The organism is Pseudomonas cavernae, from assembly GCF_003595175.1.
Taxonomy (GTDB): Bacteria; Pseudomonadota; Gammaproteobacteria; order Pseudomonadales; family Pseudomonadaceae; genus Aquipseudomonas; species Aquipseudomonas cavernae.
This window is the reverse complement of sequence record NZ_CP032419.1, coordinates 3417958-3433764: the sequence shown is the minus strand read 5'-3', so window position 1 is coordinate 3433764 and position 15807 is coordinate 3417958. Positions and strand designations below refer to the sequence as shown.

Annotated in this window: 17 protein-coding genes and 1 pseudogene; 12 read left to right on the top strand and 6 right to left on the bottom strand. The window is 66.4% G+C overall.

Annotated elements, in window-relative coordinates:
• Nucleotides 1–59 precede the first annotated feature (59 nt).
• The 8 genes from cobU (at nucleotide 60) to D3880_RS15565 (ending at nucleotide 6516) form a co-directional block, all read left to right on the top strand.
• Complete coding sequence (gene cobU / locus D3880_RS15595) at nucleotides 60–581, top strand: bifunctional adenosylcobinamide kinase/adenosylcobinamide-phosphate guanylyltransferase (RefSeq protein ID WP_119894345.1); 522 nt, start codon at nucleotides 60–62, stop codon at nucleotides 579–581.
• Nucleotides 578–1627 carry a nicotinate-nucleotide--dimethylbenzimidazole phosphoribosyltransferase gene (gene cobT, locus D3880_RS15590; protein ID WP_119894344.1) on the top strand — a complete coding sequence of 350 codons (1050 nt, stop codon included), beginning with the start codon at nucleotides 578–580 and terminating at the stop codon, nucleotides 1625–1627. Before cobU ends, cobT begins: the two co-directional genes overlap by 4 nt.
• On the top strand, nucleotides 1624–2193 hold the full coding sequence (gene cobC, locus D3880_RS15585; protein WP_119894343.1) for an alpha-ribazole phosphatase family protein: 570 nt from the start codon (nucleotides 1624–1626) through the stop codon (nucleotides 2191–2193). The genes cobT and cobC overlap by 4 nt, the downstream gene beginning before the upstream one ends.
• Nucleotides 2194–2201: 8 nt before the next feature.
• Nucleotides 2202–2930: an adenosylcobinamide-GDP ribazoletransferase gene (locus D3880_RS15580; protein WP_119895757.1), complete on the top strand. Its 729-nt coding sequence runs from the start codon at nucleotides 2202–2204 to the stop codon at nucleotides 2928–2930.
• Between the two features lie 137 nt (nucleotides 2931–3067).
• Nucleotides 3068–4276, top strand: a complete 1209-nt coding sequence (locus tag D3880_RS15575) for an MFS transporter (RefSeq protein ID WP_119894342.1) — start codon at nucleotides 3068–3070, stop codon at nucleotides 4274–4276.
• Nucleotides 4273–4395 carry a hypothetical protein gene (locus tag D3880_RS23210; protein WP_274381169.1) on the top strand — a complete coding sequence of 41 codons (123 nt, stop codon included), beginning with the start codon at nucleotides 4273–4275 and terminating at the stop codon, nucleotides 4393–4395. The genes D3880_RS15575 and D3880_RS23210 overlap by 4 nt, the downstream gene beginning before the upstream one ends.
• A gap of 184 nt (nucleotides 4396–4579) precedes the next feature.
• Complete coding sequence (locus D3880_RS15570) at nucleotides 4580–5131, top strand: glutathione peroxidase (RefSeq protein ID WP_119894341.1); 552 nt, start codon at nucleotides 4580–4582, stop codon at nucleotides 5129–5131.
• Between the two features lie 329 nt (nucleotides 5132–5460).
• Nucleotides 5461–6516, top strand: coding sequence for a lipase secretion chaperone (locus D3880_RS15565; RefSeq protein WP_162935011.1), 1056 nt, complete (start codon nucleotides 5461–5463; stop codon nucleotides 6514–6516).
• Nucleotides 6517–6618: 102 nt separating this feature from the next.
• On the opposite strand, the gene D3880_RS15560 is transcribed toward D3880_RS15565, so the two are convergent.
• The 6 genes and pseudogenes from D3880_RS15560 to D3880_RS15535 all read right to left on the bottom strand — a co-directional run bounded on the left by D3880_RS15560 (nucleotide 6619) and on the right by D3880_RS15535 (nucleotide 11989).
• Nucleotides 6619–7887 carry an OmpP1/FadL family transporter gene (locus tag D3880_RS15560; protein ID WP_119894339.1) on the bottom strand — a complete coding sequence of 423 codons (1269 nt, stop codon included), beginning with the start codon at nucleotides 7885–7887 and terminating at the stop codon, nucleotides 6619–6621.
• Between the two features lie 176 nt (nucleotides 7888–8063).
• Nucleotides 8064–8543 (bottom strand): hypothetical protein, encoded by a 480-nt coding sequence (locus tag D3880_RS15555; RefSeq protein WP_119895756.1) that lies wholly within the window; start codon nucleotides 8541–8543, stop codon nucleotides 8064–8066.
• 372 nt (nucleotides 8544–8915) lie between these two features.
• A complete protein-coding gene (locus D3880_RS15550) occupies nucleotides 8916–9770 on the bottom strand; it encodes a sulfurtransferase (protein ID WP_119894338.1) in 855 nt (284 codons plus the stop codon).
• A 175-nt stretch (nucleotides 9771–9945) separates the two neighbouring features.
• Nucleotides 9946–10386: an SRPBCC family protein gene (locus D3880_RS15545; protein ID WP_119894337.1), complete on the bottom strand. Its 441-nt coding sequence runs from the start codon at nucleotides 10384–10386 to the stop codon at nucleotides 9946–9948.
• Between the two features lie 193 nt (nucleotides 10387–10579).
• Nucleotides 10580–10804, bottom strand: a pseudogene (locus tag D3880_RS15540) (threonine aldolase); the annotation flags it as partial.
• A 123-nt stretch (nucleotides 10805–10927) separates the two neighbouring features.
• Nucleotides 10928–11989: an SMP-30/gluconolactonase/LRE family protein gene (locus D3880_RS15535; RefSeq protein ID WP_119894336.1), complete on the bottom strand. Its 1062-nt coding sequence runs from the start codon at nucleotides 11987–11989 to the stop codon at nucleotides 10928–10930.
• Between the two features lie 145 nt (nucleotides 11990–12134).
• Between D3880_RS15535 and rnd the strand changes: the two genes are divergently transcribed.
• The 4 genes from rnd (at nucleotide 12135) to D3880_RS15515 (ending at nucleotide 15492) form a co-directional block, all read left to right on the top strand.
• Nucleotides 12135–13274, top strand: a complete 1140-nt coding sequence (gene rnd, locus D3880_RS15530; RefSeq protein ID WP_119894335.1) for a ribonuclease D — start codon at nucleotides 12135–12137, stop codon at nucleotides 13272–13274.
• Nucleotides 13271–13564, top strand: coding sequence for a YcgL domain-containing protein (locus D3880_RS15525; RefSeq protein WP_119894334.1), 294 nt, complete (start codon nucleotides 13271–13273; stop codon nucleotides 13562–13564). Before rnd ends, D3880_RS15525 begins: the two co-directional genes overlap by 4 nt.
• Nucleotides 13565–13830: 266 nt before the next feature.
• Entirely contained in the window at nucleotides 13831–14763 is a 933-nt protein-coding gene (locus tag D3880_RS15520) for a D-2-hydroxyacid dehydrogenase (RefSeq protein WP_119894333.1), read from the top strand.
• Between the two features lie 279 nt (nucleotides 14764–15042).
• Complete coding sequence (locus tag D3880_RS15515) at nucleotides 15043–15492, top strand: YcgN family cysteine cluster protein (protein ID WP_119894332.1); 450 nt, start codon at nucleotides 15043–15045, stop codon at nucleotides 15490–15492.
• Nucleotides 15493–15807: the final 315 nt, after the last annotated feature.

Sequence of the window (15807 nt, the reverse complement as noted above, 5' to 3'; positions counted from 1 at the left end):
GGTGGATCGATAAAGCGCGATCCAGCCTACGAATGCACGAATATGGAACGAGATGAAAGATGCGTGAACTGATCCTCGGCGGCGCCCGTTCCGGCAAGAGCCGACTGGCGGAGAAGCTGGCCGGCGAGTCCGGCCTGACGGTCACCTACATCGCCACCAGCCAGGCGCTGGATGGCGAGATGAGCGTGCGTATCCAGCAGCACCGCGCACGCCGCCCGGCCATTTGGGGGCTGATCGAGGAGCCGGTCGAACTGGCCCGCGTACTGCGCGAGCAGGCGGCAGCAGACAAGTGCCTGCTGGTCGACTGCCTGACCCTGTGGCTGACCAATCTGCTGATGTTGGAAGACGAAGCGCGCCTGCAGGCCGAGCGCGAGGCCCTGCTGGAAACCCTCGGCGCACTGCCGGGGCGGATCATTCTGGTCAGCAACGAGACCGGCCTCGGCGTGGTGCCGCTCGGCGAGTTGAGCCGCCGCTATGTCGACGCGGCCGGCTGGCTGCACCAGGCCCTGGCCGAGCGTTGCCAGCGGGTGCTGTTCACCGTCGCCGGCCTGCCGCTGCTGCTCAAGGGCGAGGCGTTATGAGCTGGTGGCAGCAAGCGGTTCGCCCGTTGGATGGCGCGGTGCGGGAGCGCGCGCTGGCGCGCCAGCGGCAGCTGACCAAGCCGGCCGGTGCGCTAGGCCAACTGGAGCGGGTAGCGGTCGAACTGGCGGCCATGCAGGGCCGCGAGCGCCCGCAGGTCGAACGCCTGTGGATCGCGGTATTCGCCGGCGACCACGGGGTGGTCGAGGAGGGCGTGTCGGCCTATCCGCAGGCGGTGACCGGGCAGATGCTGCGCAACTTCGTCGGCGGCGGCGCGGCGATCAGTGTGCTGGCGCGCCGGCTCGGCGCCACGCTGGAGGTGATCGACCTGGGTAGCGCCGACCCAGGACTCGCGCTGCCCGGCGTGCGCCATCTGCGCCTCGGCGCCGGCACCGCCAATTTCGCCCGCGAGCCGGCGCTGAGCGCGGCGCAGCTGCAGGCAGCCCTGGCCGCCGGTCGCGCCAGCGTCAGCCGGGCCTGTGAGGCCGGTGCCGAACTGTTTATCGGCGGCGAGATGGGCATCGGCAACACCAGCGCCGCCAGCGCCCTGGCCTGCGCCTTGCTGAACTGCCCGGCGCGCGCGCTGGTCGGCCCGGGCACCGGCCTGGATGCGGCCGGCGTGCAGCACAAGGCGGCGGTGATCGAGCGGGCACTGGCGTTGCACGCCGAACAGCTCGGCGACCCGTTGGCGACTCTGCGCTGCCTGGGCGGCTTCGAGATCGCCGCGCTGGCCGGCGCCTATTTGGCCTGCGCGCAGCAGGGGGTGCTGGCGCTGGTGGATGGCTTCATCTGCACGGTGGCGGCGCTGTGCGCGGTGCGCCTCAACCCCGCCTGCCGCGCCTGGCTGCTGTTCGCCCACCGCGGCGCCGAGCCCGGTCACCGCCTGCTGCTGACGGCGCTGGAAGCCGAGCCGCTGCTCGAACTCGGCCTGCGCCTCGGCGAGGGCAGCGGCGCGGCGCTGGCGGTGCCGCTGCTGCAACTGGCTTGCAGCCTGCACAACGAGATGGCCACCTTCGCCGAGGCGGCGGTGGCCGATCGCGGCCAATGACCGCTCAATTCGATCTACTGCGCCATGGCGAGACCGAGCTGGGCAGCGTATTTCGCGGCAGCCTCGACGACCTGCTGACCGCCAGCGGCTGGGCGCAGATGCGCACGGCGGTGGCCAATGCCGGACCCTGGGATGCCATCGTCAGCTCGCCGCTGCAGCGCTGCGCCGCCTTCGCCACTGAGCTGGCGCAGCAGCACGGCGTGCCGCTGCTGCTGGAGGCCGATCTGCGCGAACTGCATTTCGGCGCCTGGGAGGGCCGCAGCGCCGCCAGTCTGATGGAGGATCAGGCCGACGCGCTGGGCCGTTTCTGGGCCGAGCCCTATGCCTGCACGCCGCCGCAGGGCGAGCCCATGGTGCAGTTCGCCGCACGGGTGTTCGCCGCCATCGAGCGCCTGGCCGCGCAATTCGCCGGCCGCCGTGTGCTGCTGGTCAGCCACGGCGGGGTGATCCGCCTGCTGCTGGCGCGCGCCCGCGGCTTGCCGCGCGAACAGCTGCTAAGGGTGACGGTCGGCCATGGCGAGTTGATCGCGTTGACGCCTGCCGTTCCCGCGCAGACGCCTGTCTGATGGGCTGGCTGATTCCGGCGCTGATCGCCGTGCAGTTCCTCACCCGTCTACCGGTGCGCCTGCCCGGCATGCCGGAGCCGCAGCAACTGGGCCGCTCGCTGCTGTGGTATCCGCTCGTCGGTCTGCTGCTCGGCGGGGCGCTGTGCGGCCTGCACCTGCTGCTCGCCGGCACGCCGTTGCTGCTCCAGGCCGCGCTGTTGCTGAGCGCCTGGGTGCTGCTGAGCGGTGCCCTGCACCTCGACGGCCTGGCCGATACGGCCGATGGCTGGGTCGGCGGCCTCGGCGACCGCGAGCGCACCCTGGCGATCATGCAGGACCCGCGCAGCGGGCCGATCGCCGTGGTCGTCCTGGTCTTGCTGCTGTTGCTCAAGTTCGCCGTCCTGGTCGCTCTGCTCGAACGCGGCCAGTGGCTGGCGCTGCTGCTGGCGCCCTGGCTGGCGCGGGCGCTGCTGCCGCTGCTGTTTCTCACCACGCCCTATGTGCGCGCCGGCGGCTTGGGCCAGGCGCTGGCCGAGCATCTGCCGCGCCGTGCACTGCCCTGGCTGCTGGGCGCGCATACGCTGGCCATGCTGCTGTGCGGCTGGGCCGGTGGGCTGGCGCTGGCCGGCGGCCTGGCGCTATTTGCCTGGTTGCGTCGCGCGTTGTTGCTACGCCTGGGCGGCACCACCGGCGATACCGCCGGGGCGCTGGTGGAGCTCAGCGAGTGCGCGGTGCTGCTGGTGCTGGCACTGACCTGAAGGGCGGCGCCAACTGTGTCGGCCGATCCGTCGGCAACTGTGATTGATGGCGGTCTGGCTGCAGGGATATAAGCTGTCGCTAGGTGCGCTGGCCAGCCACGAGCCAGCCGATTCCCCCTGTGAGCAAAGGACAGAACATGACTTCCCCATGGCGCACCACCGGCTGGGTTCTGCTCGGCGCCGCCCTGATCCTCGCCTTGTCGCTGGGGATCCGTCATGGCTTCGGCCTGTTCCTGGCGCCGATGAGCGCGGATTTCGGCTGGGGGCGCGAGGTGTTCGCCTTCGCCATCGCCTTGCAGAACCTGATCTGGGGGCTGGCGCAACCCTTTGCCGGGGCGCTGGCGGATCGCTTCGGGGCGACGAAAACGGTGGTCGTCGGCGGCATTCTCTACGCCCTGGGTCTGATGCTGATGGGCCTGGCCGACTCGCCCTGGTCGCTGTCGCTGAGCGCCGGGCTGTTGATCGGCATCGGCCTGTCCGGCACCTCGTTCTCGGTGCTGCTCGGCGTGGTCGGGCGTGCCCTGCCCATCGACCAGCGCAGCCTGGGCATGGGCATCGCCGCGGCGGCCGGCTCGTTCGGCCAGTTCGCCATGCTGCCCGGCACCCTCGGGCTGATTAGTTGGCTCGGCTGGTCTGCGGCGCTGCTGGCGCTGGGGCTGCTGGTGGCGCTGATCGTGCCGCTGGCCGGCATGCTCAGGGATCGCCCACTGCCGGTGCAGGGCCATGAGCAGACGCTGCGCGAGGCGCTGCACGAGGCGGCGGGGCACTCCGGGTTCTGGCTGCTGGCGCTGGGCTTCTTCGTCTGCGGTTTCCAGGTGGTGTTCATCGGCGTGCATCTGCCGGCCTATCTGGTCGATCAGCATTTGCCGGCGCAGAGCGGGACCACGGTGCTGGCGCTGGTCGGGCTGTTCAACATCTTCGGCACCTACATCGCCGGCTGGCTGGGCGGGCGGATGTCAAAACCGCGCCTGCTGACCGCGCTGTACCTGATCCGCGCGGTGGTGATCCTGGCCTTCATCAGCCTGCCGCTGAGCGTCTGGAGCGCCTATGCCTTCGGCATCGCCATGGGCCTGCTGTGGTTGTCCACGGTGCCTTTGACCAACGGTACGGTGGCGACCCTGTTCGGCGTGCGCAACCTGTCGATGCTCGGCGGTATCGTCTTCCTCTTCCATCAACTGGGCGCCTTCCTCGGCGGCTGGCTGGGCGGTTATCTGTATGACCACACCGGCAGTTACGAGCTGGTCTGGCAGATCTCCATCCTCCTCAGCCTGCTGGCCGCCGCCCTCAACTGGCCGGTACGCGAGCAGCCGGTAGCGCGCCTGCAGACGGCAGGGGGCGCGGCATGAGCAGCCCAAGCGGCGGGCTGCTGGCGCTGGCGCTCGGCGTGGCGCTCCTGACCTTGATCTGGTGGGGCTGGCAGCAGGGCGGCTTGGCCTTGCTGCAGTTGGGCATGGGGGCTTGCTAAGGTCTACTCCGCGCATGAATCGTTGACCGTAGGAGCGAATTTATTCGCGATGGGGACAGTGCCGAGTGGCCTGGTTCGCGGATGAATCCGCTCCTACAGGCAGGTGCGGCGAACCCAGGTCGATTGCCGCCATGGGTGCGGGGGAGTAGCGTTGATTCATTGCCACCAGGACAGGATTCACACCATGAACGGACGTCTGTTATTCGCCGCGCTGCTGCTCGCCGCGTTGGCCGGCCCGGCACTCGCCACCGACTGCCCGGCGCTGTTGCAGGGTGAACTGCCGAAACTGCGCGCCAAGGAAAGCATCGACCTGTGCGAGCGCTTCGCCGGCAAGCCACTGCTGATCGTCAATACCGCCAGCCATTGCGGTTTCGCCCCGCAGTTCAAGGGCCTGGAGGCGCTGTACAAGCGCTATCGAGCCCAGGGCCTGGAAGTGCTCGGCGTGCCCTCCAACGACTTCAAGCAGGAAGCCGCCGACAGCAGCGAGACGGCCAAGATCTGCTACGTCAATTACGGCGTGACCTTCACCATGACCGAGCCGCAGAAGGTCACCGGCGACGAGGCCATTCCGCTTTTCAAGGACCTGGCCGAGCAGAGCAGCGCGCCACGCTGGAACTTCTACAAATATGTGGTCGATCGCCAGGGCAAGGTGGTGGCCAGCTTCTCCAGCCTGACCAAACCGGACAGCGACAGCCTGCGCGCGGCCCTGGAGCAGGCGATCGCCTCCAAACCCTGAGCCTTGGTTCACCCCGCCAGGTGAGTGGCAATCATCCGTATCCGTACTGACAATCACCCGTTCGGGGTTAGTGGCCGGGTTGTCGCTATGGCAGTCTCGGCGGCCGGTATGCCCGCTAAGAGCCTGTCTACGATCTGCTGTGCGTCGGTCAAACTGCGTTGAAAACGGCTTCGGAATGCTCATTTACAACGCGTAAACTCCGCTTCCTCAGCCGTTTTCGCCTTGTTTGACTCTAGCTCGCGAGATCGTAAACAGGCTCTAAGGGCATGCCTCCACTGGGCGTCCGGATGCCTGCGGGTGGTTGCATGGCGAGGGGCGAGGAGGGGGATATGTCTCGACACTTAGGGTTGCTGGGCGGCGCCTTGGCTCTGGCGTCTACTGCCATGGGCCTGACCCTGTACCTGTCGTGGCCGAGCGCCGCGCCTGTGCCGCTGGCTGCGCCAGCCCCGGGCGTCGCGGTGAGCACCAGCCAGCCAGCATATCCCGTGGCTGTGGCGGCGGCCGCCGTTGGGCCGCAGAGTTCGGGCCCGGTGGTCAGCAGGCCGCGTGCGCAGACTGGCGTCCTGAAGACCGATGCCGCCGGCAACCTGCGGGTGGATCTGGAGCTGCGCGACTACTTCGACCGCTTCCTCGGTAGCGCCGATGAGGTTGGCCTGGACCAGGCGGTCGCGCGGCTGATTACCGATGCCAACGGACGCCTGCAGGAGCCGGCGCTGGGGCAGATGTCGCGTCTGCTCGGCGATTATCTCGACTTCAAGCGCGCCAGCCTGGAGTTGCCGCCGCCGCTGCCGCAGCCTGACAGCGATCCAGAAGCCCAGTTGCAGGCCATCCGCGACGACGCCGAGCGCTGGGCCACGCTGCGTCGCGAGCATATGACCCCGGCTGCCGTGGCGGCGTTCTTCGGTCGGGAAGAGGCGCTGTCCCGCTATACCCTGGACAGCCTGGCGCTGGCGCAACGCAGCGATCTGTCCGCCAGCGCCCGGACCGAGGCGGAGGCGGCCTTGCGGGCGCGGCTGCCGGCCGCCGAGCGGGCCAGTGCGGACCGCCAGGCCCAGGCATTGGCCGAGCAGGAGGAAAGCGAACAACTGCTGCGCGAGGGCGCCAGCGAAGCGCAGATGCGCAGCACGCTCAGCCAAACCCACGATGCCGTCACGGTCGAGCGGCTGCTCGCTGAGCTGCAGACTGAGCAAGCCTGGCGCCAGCGCTACGAGGCGTATCGCCAGGGACTGGCCTCGTTGCTTGGCAGCGGCATGAGCGATAGCGACGTGCAGGCAGAAACCCAGCGCCTGCGTGAACGGCTGTTCACCAGCGCGGATCTGTTCAGGGTGCAAGCCAACGATGCGCTGGCGGCGAGGAAGGAGGCCGCGGCCAAGGCCGGGCTTTGACGGGGGCGGGGACTGCTGCGCCGGCCGCCCGCTAAGAGGCAGGCCGGGCAGCCTTGTCTCCCGCGACGCTTAGGGGCATCGCGGGAGGGCCGCACAAACCGCTTAGAAGCGGTAAGTCAGCTGCGCGCCCAGGCCATGGGCGCTGTTCTTGAAGGTGGAGCTGTAGGCGCCTTTGGTCGGGCTGACCTCATCGATCTTGGCGTCGTCCTCTTGCAGGTAGGAATAGGCCAGATCGACCGTGACCTCATCGCTGGGGCTCCAGGCGGCACCGAAACTGATGGCCTTGCGGTCGTTGGTCGGAATGCGCGGCGAACGGTCCTGGTTGTTGGCTGGCGACTGATCGATGGCCAGACCGGCACGCAGGACCCACTGCGGGTTCAGCTTGTAGGCGGCACCGATGGCGTGCGACCAGGTGTCGTGCCAGTTTTGCTCTTCGCGGATCGGGCTCAGGGTCTGCGTTAGCGGGGCGGGTACGCCTTCGTTTTCGACCACGATCGCTTCCAGGCGGCTCCAGCGGGTCCAGGTGCTGCCGGCATACAGGGTCCAGTCGGCGTTCAGCTCGTGGGTGACCGAGAAGTCCACCGATTCCGGGGTCTTCAGCTTCAGCGAGGCGTCGAACTCGCGACCGTTGAACGGACCGAAGCCGGTGCCGTTGATCTGGGTGTCGCCTTCGAGCTTGTAGTCGACCATCGAGTGATAGGTCAGGCCGGCGCGGGTCTGCGGGGTGATCTGGTAGAGCACGCCGATGTTGTAACCGAGCGCGGTGTCGTCGCCCTTGACCTTGACCTTACCGTCATTGCTGCCTGGGGTCGCGCGGTTGAGGGCGGCGGAAGTCAGCTCGCCATCGATGCGGTTGATGGTCGGGCCGAAACCGACCGACAGCTGATCGTTGAAGCGGTAACTGAGGGTGGGCTGCAGGGTGATCACCCGCACTTCGCTGCGGTCGGCGAAATAACGGCCCTGGAAGCCGCTCTCATAGTCGGTGATCAGGCCGAACGGCACGTACATGCCGAGGCCAAAGGTCCAGTTGTCGTCGAGCGGCTTGACGTAGTAGCCCATGGGCGCGGCGACCAGCGGCACCATATCGCCGTCGTTGCTGCCGATGCCCGGGAAGCTGCGGGCGTCATCGATATCGGTTTTCGCGTAGATCAGGGCGGCGCCGGCGCTGACCTGCTCGCGCTTCAGGCGCGACATGCCGGCCGGGTTGCCGAATACGGTGGTGGCATCATCGGCGGCAGAGGAGCGCCCCGCGAAGGAGGTACCCATGGCGCTGACGCTTTGTTCGTTGATGGCAAAGCCACCTGCAAGGCTGTGGCTGGCGATGGCGCCAAGGGCCAGAGCGAGGGTGGTTTTGGACCAGAGGTGTTTCATTGGTGACTCCTAGAGGCATAAAGCGGGGCGGAAACTAGCAGGAATCCTCCAGGCTTGCTAGCGACCTATTTTCGGGGTTTTGTCGGACAAATGCAGTCAATATGATGTCAATTGTCGCGATCTTGTCGGGCAATCGGACAGGCTTCGGGATTGTTTTGCGGTATGGGGTAAGACGCTCAGGCGACGTGGCTGAGGTTGCCCACGCAATGGCGCCAGGCGTGGATGAAGTCACGCACCCGGCCTTGGGGCTGGAACACCTGGCGCCACACCCGGGCGAAGCCGAGCAGATCGTCGGCGGCCGGCAGCTGGGTCTTTTCCGCCTGCACCAGCAGCCAGGCAATGGCCGTGGCATAGCGCAGGTTGACTGTCAGTTCGAGATGCGGAGCGGTGAGGAAGGCGTGTTGACTGGCCAGCCCGCGCACCTGGCTGGCTAGATCCGGATCGAGTGCCAGGTGTTGGTCCCAGAGCTGCTGGTGGCGCAGTTCGGCGATGCGGTACAGGCCATGGCCCTGCTGGTCGTCGAGGGCGCTGCCGAGTGCCGACTGGCAGGCGGCTACACCCAGCAGCAGAGCTTCGGCGCTGGGCGAATGACAGCCAAGGTAGAGGAGGGTAGGGCGGATGACGTGCTGGCGTAGCTCACTGGCGGCGATACCCATATAAGCCTCTGCGAATAGGGTGCCGGTGAGGCCGGGGCGCATGGCAGCTTCTTTTAGTCATTCTCAGAAAGGCCCCACCGGAAGCGGGGTTAGCCGCTCACGTTGAAGTCTAGTGGGATATTTCCGCTGTAAAGGGCTGTTTTTAAATCATTTCCACATTTTGGTTATGAACCATATAGCCCGCTGTGCTTAACAGAGCGTTGAAAAAACACTCGAATTCGGCACTCGCTAGCTGACCGAAGTGCCAAGGCACGGGACCTTTGGAGGATGTGCTTGAGCGTAGCGATACCCATCAAGTACCGGCAGCATGGGTATCGCTGCGCTCAACGCCATCCTACCGCGACAACTTCGCCGGGGGCCCAGGGCCGTTTGCTAGTCGCCTTGGGCAATGGGGCGTGCGGGGTCGGTGATCCATTCGCTCCAGGAGCCGGCATACAGCCGTGCCAACGGGTAACCGGCGAGGCTCAGGGCGAACAGGTTATGGCAGGCGGTGACGCCGGAACCGCAGTAGGCCACGAGCTCCTGCTGCGGTTTGCCGGCAAGCAGGGCGGCGAAGCGCTGCTGCAGTTGCGCGGCAGGCAGGAAACGGCCGTCGCCGCCGAGGTTGTCGGTGAACGTGGCGCATCGGGCGCCGGGAATATGTCCGGCAATCGGGTCGATGGGCTCCACTTCGCCGCGAAAACGCGGCAGGCCGCGGGCATCCAGCAGGGTCAACTGCGGGTCGCTCAGGCGCTGCTGGAGCTGCTCGGCGCTGAGCACCAGGCTGGCGTCGGGCTGGCCTTGGAAGTTACCGGATGCGCGGGTCGGGGGCTCACTGGTCAATGGCAAGCCGGCCGCCCGCCAGGCGTTGAGGCCGCCATCGAGCAGGTACACGCCCTCGCGCTTACCCAGCCAGGCCAGCAACCACCAGGCGCGGGCGGCAAAGGCGCCAGGGCCGTCGTCGTAGAGGACGATATCGCTGGCGTTATCGACGCCCCAGACGCGCAGGCGTTCGAGCAGTGGCGCGGGTTCCGGCAGCGGATGGCGGCCGGTCACGCCCTTGACGATCGGTCCGGACAGGTCGCGCTCGAGGTCGGCGAACTGGGCGCCGGCGATATGCCCTTCGGCATAGCTGCGCTGGCCATAGGCGATATCTTCCAGGGCGAAGCGGCAGTCGAGAATCACCAGGCCAGGCCGGCCCAGGCGGCTGGCCAGTTGCGCGGGGGTGAGCAGTTGGGCGAGGGGCATGACAAACTCCTGTAGCGTATTCGAGTCAATGCGCCCGCGCTCTTCTGCGGTATCCCACGAACACATAAGGGGTAAAGCAGTAATAAGGGGTAAGGGGGATTTATTTTTCCAAACCTTGGCGGCCTCAGAAAATAAAGCTGTCCCCTTTGATTCTTTGATTAGTCGTCTCAGGCGTTCATAGGGCCTGGGCTTCCAGCAGCTCTTTCAGATTATGCAGATCGGCCTCGAACAGCCTTTTTCCCATGCTCGCCACCAGAGGCTCGGCCAATTTGAAGAAACCGCCCGGCGAGCCCTCGGAGACGAAGGTGAGGCGGGTGGCATTCTCCACCGGCTCGAAGCTGTAGCGCGTCTCGAGTGGAAAGGGTCGGGTGGTGGTCTTGATCGTGCACTTGCGACTCGGCTCGTGTTCGATGACCTCAAAGACTCCCTCGAAGGGTAGGCCCAGAAAGCTGAATTTTCCTGTGTAGCTAGTGCCCACGCGGCTGGGGCCCTCTGTAGTCTTCTTGACTTCTAAGGCAATCGATCTCCAACGGGGGAGGTTTTCGTAATTGGAGACAAAGGCGAACACCTCCTCGACGGGGCGGTTGATGACTAAGCTGCTTTCGATTTTGACCATGGTGCTATCCTCCTCGTTCTCAACCTTGTGTCATGGGCGATAAGCCCTCGCCAAGTTTGGTCGGCGGCACGATGAAGCATAGTGGGCGCTCATGGCTGTCTAGACTTAATTGCTTGCGCAAGGCCCAACAAGCTATATCCGATGGCGATTAGGCTCTCTGGCTTGTAACCGGCTTATATAAGCTCCGTGCACCTTAAGCGGTTCCCATCACTTCCCGGATATCCCGCGCCAACTCCCGTACCCGCTCTTCTGCGGTATCCCACCAACACATAAAGCGCGCGCCGACGGCACCGATGAAGGTGTAGAAGCGCCAGCCGCGGGCGTTCAGGGCCTCGACCGCGGGTTCAGACGTTTGCAGGAACACGCCGTTGGCTTCGACCGGGAACATCAGGCTGACGCCGGAAATGTCGCTGACCAGATTGGTAGGGTGGGTTAGCCGTAGGCGTAACCCACCAACCCTGCTTGACGCCAGAGTCCATGGCGGCACTGCTGGTGGGTTACGCCGCTACGCGGCTAACCCACCCTACACAAGCTGTGCGACTCAATGAATCTTCAGCCTGCCGAGGCGGTCGTTGTCCAGGCTGCCCAGATACAGATAGTCGCCGACCGGCTTGGCCGAGGTCACCATGCGCAGGTGCGCACCGCTGGTGTCATGCAGGCTGCGAATGATCTGGCCCTGTTCGTCGACGGCGATGGCCAGACCATAGCGGGTCGGCTTCGGCCACAACGCGCGTGGCAGCTTGGCGATCTGCGCCTTCAGCCACGGATGTCGATGGAGGAAATCGGCGTCGGCCTTGCGCGGCGACGGCAGGGCGACCCAGAAGGTGCCGGCGCGGTCGCCTTGCAGGTTGTCCGGCAGGCCCGGCAGGTTGTCGATGAACACCTCGTGCTGGCCGGCCTTGGCGCCCTGCAGCCAGTAGCGGGTGATGCGGTAGCGGTAGGTCTCGTTGACCAGCACGAAGTCTTCCTTGGCCGACAGCGCCACGCCGTTGGCGAAGTACAGATCCTTGAGCAGCACCTCGGTCTTGCCGGTCGCCGGGTCGTAGCGCAGCAGACGCCCGTGCGGGCGGGCTTCGAGCAGGTCGAGCAGGTAATCCGGCTGCTGGAACTTGGCCGAGGCGTCGGTGAAGTAGATGCGCCCGTCGCTGGCGATGTCCAGGTCGTCGGTGAAGCGGAACGGTACGCCGTCGGCTTCGGTAGCGAGCACCTTGATCTGCCCTTGCGGGTCGATGCGCAGCAGGCCCTTGTAGGCGTCGGCGACGATCAGCTGGCCCGCGGCGTCGAAGTCCATGCCCAGCGGCCGGCCGCCGGTGTCGGCGAAGGTCTGCGGGCTGCCGTCGCTGCCCAGGCGGACGATCTTGCCGTCGTGCAGGCCGGCGTAGATGCGGCCCTGGCCGTCCACCGCGCTGTCTTCCGGACCATGGATCTGGCCCTGGGCGAGCAGCTCGGCCTTCATCAGGGTGTCGTTGGGCTCCAGCACACCGGTCATGGCCGGCGCCTTGGGGGCGTCCCAGGCCAGCGGATCGATCGGGCTGGGGGTGAGGGCGAGGTAGACCGCCGCGGCGGCGAGCAGCAGGGCGATCAGGCCCAGAAGTTTTTTCATGGCATTCCCTTATTCTGATTCTTGTCGGACAGGCGTCGGCAGCATAGGCAGCGGGCGCAGGCCCGGCAAGGCTCGAACAGGCGCGAATGTCCGCGGATTAGTGGGGGCGATATATACTGCGCGGCATTCTGCATGGGAGAGCCGCGTGGCTATCGAAATTAACTGGATTCGCGACGACGCCAGCCTGGCGCGGCACTGCGCCGAGTGGCAGCGCCTGCCTTATGTGGTGCTGGACACCGAGTTCGTGCGGGTCGACACCTTCTATCCGCTGGCCGGCCTGGTGCAGGTCGGCGATGGCAGCCGGGCGCATCTGATCGATCCCCTGCTGATCGGCGATTGGAGCAGCTTCGCCGCCCTGCTGGAGAACCCGGCGGTGGTCAAGGTGCTGCATGCCACCAGCGAGGATCTGGAGGTGTTCCAGCGCCTGGCCGGCGCGCTGCCGGTACCCTTGTTCGACACCCAGATCGCCGCCGCCTACCTCAATCTGGGCTTCTCCATGGGCTATTCGCGGCTGGTGCAGGAGCTGCTGGGCATCGAACTGCCCAAGGGCGAGACCCGCTCCGACTGGCTGCAGCGCCCGCTGTCGGCGACTCAGGTCAGCTACGCCGCCGAGGACGTGCTGCATCTGGCCGAGGTGTACCAGGCCCTGCAGGCCAAGCTGCCGCAGGACAAGAACGCCTGGGTACTGGAGGACGGCGCCGAGCTGGTCGCCAACCAGCTACGGGTCACCGCCCCGGAAGACGCCTACCGCGACGCCAAGCTGGCCTGGAAGCTGGCCCCGGCGCAGCTCGCCGTGTTGCGTGAGTTGTGTGCCTGGCGTGAGCGCGAGGCGCGGACGCGCAATCAGCCGCGTAACCGCGTGCTGCGGGAGAATTCGCTGTGGCCGCTGGCGCGTTACCAGCCGGACAACCTGGTCAGCCTGGCGCGCATCGACGACATGCATCCGAAGACCGTGCGCCAGGATGGCGAATTCCTCCTGCAGCTGATCAAGGACGCCGCTGCCACGCCGCCGCACAGTTGGCCCGCGCCGCTGCCCGAGCCGTTGCCGCTGGAAGCCTCGGCGCTGCTGAAGAAACTGCGCGCCATCGGCCAGCGCGAGGCCGAGCGCCTGGACATGGCGCCGGAGCTGATGCTGCGCAAGAAAACCCTCGAAGCGCTGCTGAAAAGCGGCTTTCCCAACGGCCCCTATCAGTTGCCGGAGTCCCTGCGTGGCTGGCGCCGCGAGCTGATGGGCCAGGCATTGCTCGACACGCTGGCCGGCCAACCGCCGGGAGAACAGGCATGAAACGTATCTGCTCGATCTACAGAAGCACGCGCAAGCGCGAGATGTACCTCTACGTACTCCGGGCCGATGCCATGAGCAAGGTGCCGGAGGCACTGCTGAGCGCGTTCGGTACGCCCCAGCATGCCTTCGACATGATCCTCACGCCCGAGCGCCAACTGGCCCGCGAAGATATCCAGCAGGTGCTGGACAATCTCGACAAGCAGGGCTTCCACCTGCAGATGCCGCCGCCGGAAGAGGACTACATACAGCATCTGCCGGAAGAGCTGTTACGGCGCAACGATCCGGTCTGAGAACTTGTTCAAGGTCTCGCCCGTGAGCATGTGCTGCCGGCGTGCTGGTGGATAAGCAAAGCGTTATCCACCCTACCCAGACTGCCAGTCGCGTAGGGTGGAAAACTGCGAAGCATTTTCCACCGATGGCCAGGGCCGACTCTCGGATTGCGGGACTTTAAACAGGTTCTGAGCCACCGGCGCCACTCCGTTTATTCATTTATCCGCTTCCGCCCGGTGTGACCGTCTTCATCGGTGGCCATGCCGGCGTCGTTCCGAAGGTTTCCATGCGCGTCCTGATTGCCGAACACGACCATGCCCTGTATGCCGAACTGCTGAGCGCGGCCGAGCCCGCTTTGCAGCTGCACGCCAGCGCCGACCCTGCCGAGCTGGCGCACTGGGCCGGCGACTGCTCGATCTGGCTGGGCCAGCCGGATCTGCTCGCCACCGTGCTGCGGCGCGGGCAGACGCCGCGCTGGCTGCAGTCGACCTGGGCGGGGATCACCCCGCTGCTGGCGGCGGACCTGCCGCGCGCCTACCAACTGACCCGCGCGGTCGGCATCTTCGGTCAGGTGATGGCCGAGTACGTGCTGACCTACATCCTCAACCATGAGCGCGAGGTGCTGGCGCGCCTGGCCAGCCAGGTCGAACGCCATTGGGACAACCGCCCGCCGCACAGTCTGGCCGGGCGCCGGGTGCTGATCGTCGGCTGCGGGGATATCGGCCTGAGCGTCGCGCAGTTCCTCGCGCCGTTCGGCATCGAGCTGTACGGCGTCGCCCGCACGCCGCGGCCGTTGGCGCCGTTCCGCGAGGTGGCCGGGCTGGCCGAGCTCGGGCGGTTGGTTGGGCTGGCCGATTACGTCATCAACCTGCTGCCGGATACCGCGGACACCCAGGATATCTTCGACGCCGCGCTGTTCGCCCGCTTCCAGCCCAGTGCGCTGTTTATCAACGTCGGTCGCGGTTCGGCGGTGGTCGATGCCGATCTGGTGATGGCCCTGCGCGAGGGCTACCTGACCGGCGCGATCATCGACGTCTGCCGCCAGGAGCCGTTGCCGCCGCGCCATCCGTTCTGGACCGCCTATGGCCTGCTGGTGACCGGCCACAGCTCGGCGCCGACCCAGCCGCGGCTGATGGCCCAGCTGTTTCTCGACAACCTGGCGCGTTATCGGGCCGGCGGCGCGCTGCGCGGCCAGGTGGATTTCGCCCGCGGTTACTGAGCCGCACCGTGTGAGCCGCAGAGCCTGAGTTTCGAGGATGGGTTGAGCGCAGCGATACCCATCTTTCCGGCGCGATCCACAGCCTGACGCCCGCTGTTGCCTGATCTGCCGTTTGTTGGGTATCGCTACGCTCAACGCCAACCTACAACGCCCAGCCGTCAGGTCGCGCACCCTCCACCCGCACGGGAGCGCCGCCATTCGGCGCGCCAGCCTTGGCCTGCGCCTGGCCTGGCGCTAGACTGCCGGCCCTTCAAGTTCTCCTGCCCCTCGTCAGTCGCCATGGCCGCCAAAGTCGAACCCTTCTGGAAACGCAAAACCCTCGCCGAGCTCGATCAGGACGAGTGGGAGTCGCTGTGCGACGGTTGCGGCCTGTGCTGCCTGCAGAAGCTCGAGGATGAGGACGACGGCAGCGTCTACTACACGCGCATCGCCTGCAAACTGCTCGACCTCAACACTTGCCGCTGCACCGACTACGCCAATCGGCGCAAATTCGTCCCCGACTGCATCCAGCTCAGCCCCGGCCAGGCCAGCGAGTTCCGCTGGCTGCCGCCGACCTGCGGCTACCGTCTGGTGGCCGAAGGCCAGGACCTGCCGCCCTGGCACCCGCTGATCTGCGGTGATCCCGAGGCCGTGCACAAGGCCGGCATCTCCCAGTCCGGCAACATGCTCAGCGAAACCAAGGTCGCCGAGGATGATTGGGAGGACTACATGATCTTCCGCGCCGGCTAGCAGACTGTTGAAAACTACTGCGCTCGGCTATACAGCGTTGAAGTCAGCCTCAGCAAGCCGCTTGCGGCTAACGCACTTCAGTGCGGCCCCGAAGGGGCGAGCGCAGCGAGTCATGCTCATTTACACCTCGTAAACTCCGCTTCTTCGGCTGATTTATTCGCTGCGCTCACCCTTCGGGCCAGCCTGCGGCTGTTACTCCCGTTGGTCGTTGCGCCTTGTCTAGCCTTCGCTCGCTACGTTTTCCACCAGCCTGCGAGCCCGCTTCCCGGCCGGCGTGCTGGCAGTCTGCCGGCAGATGCGCCGGCGTGGCTCTGG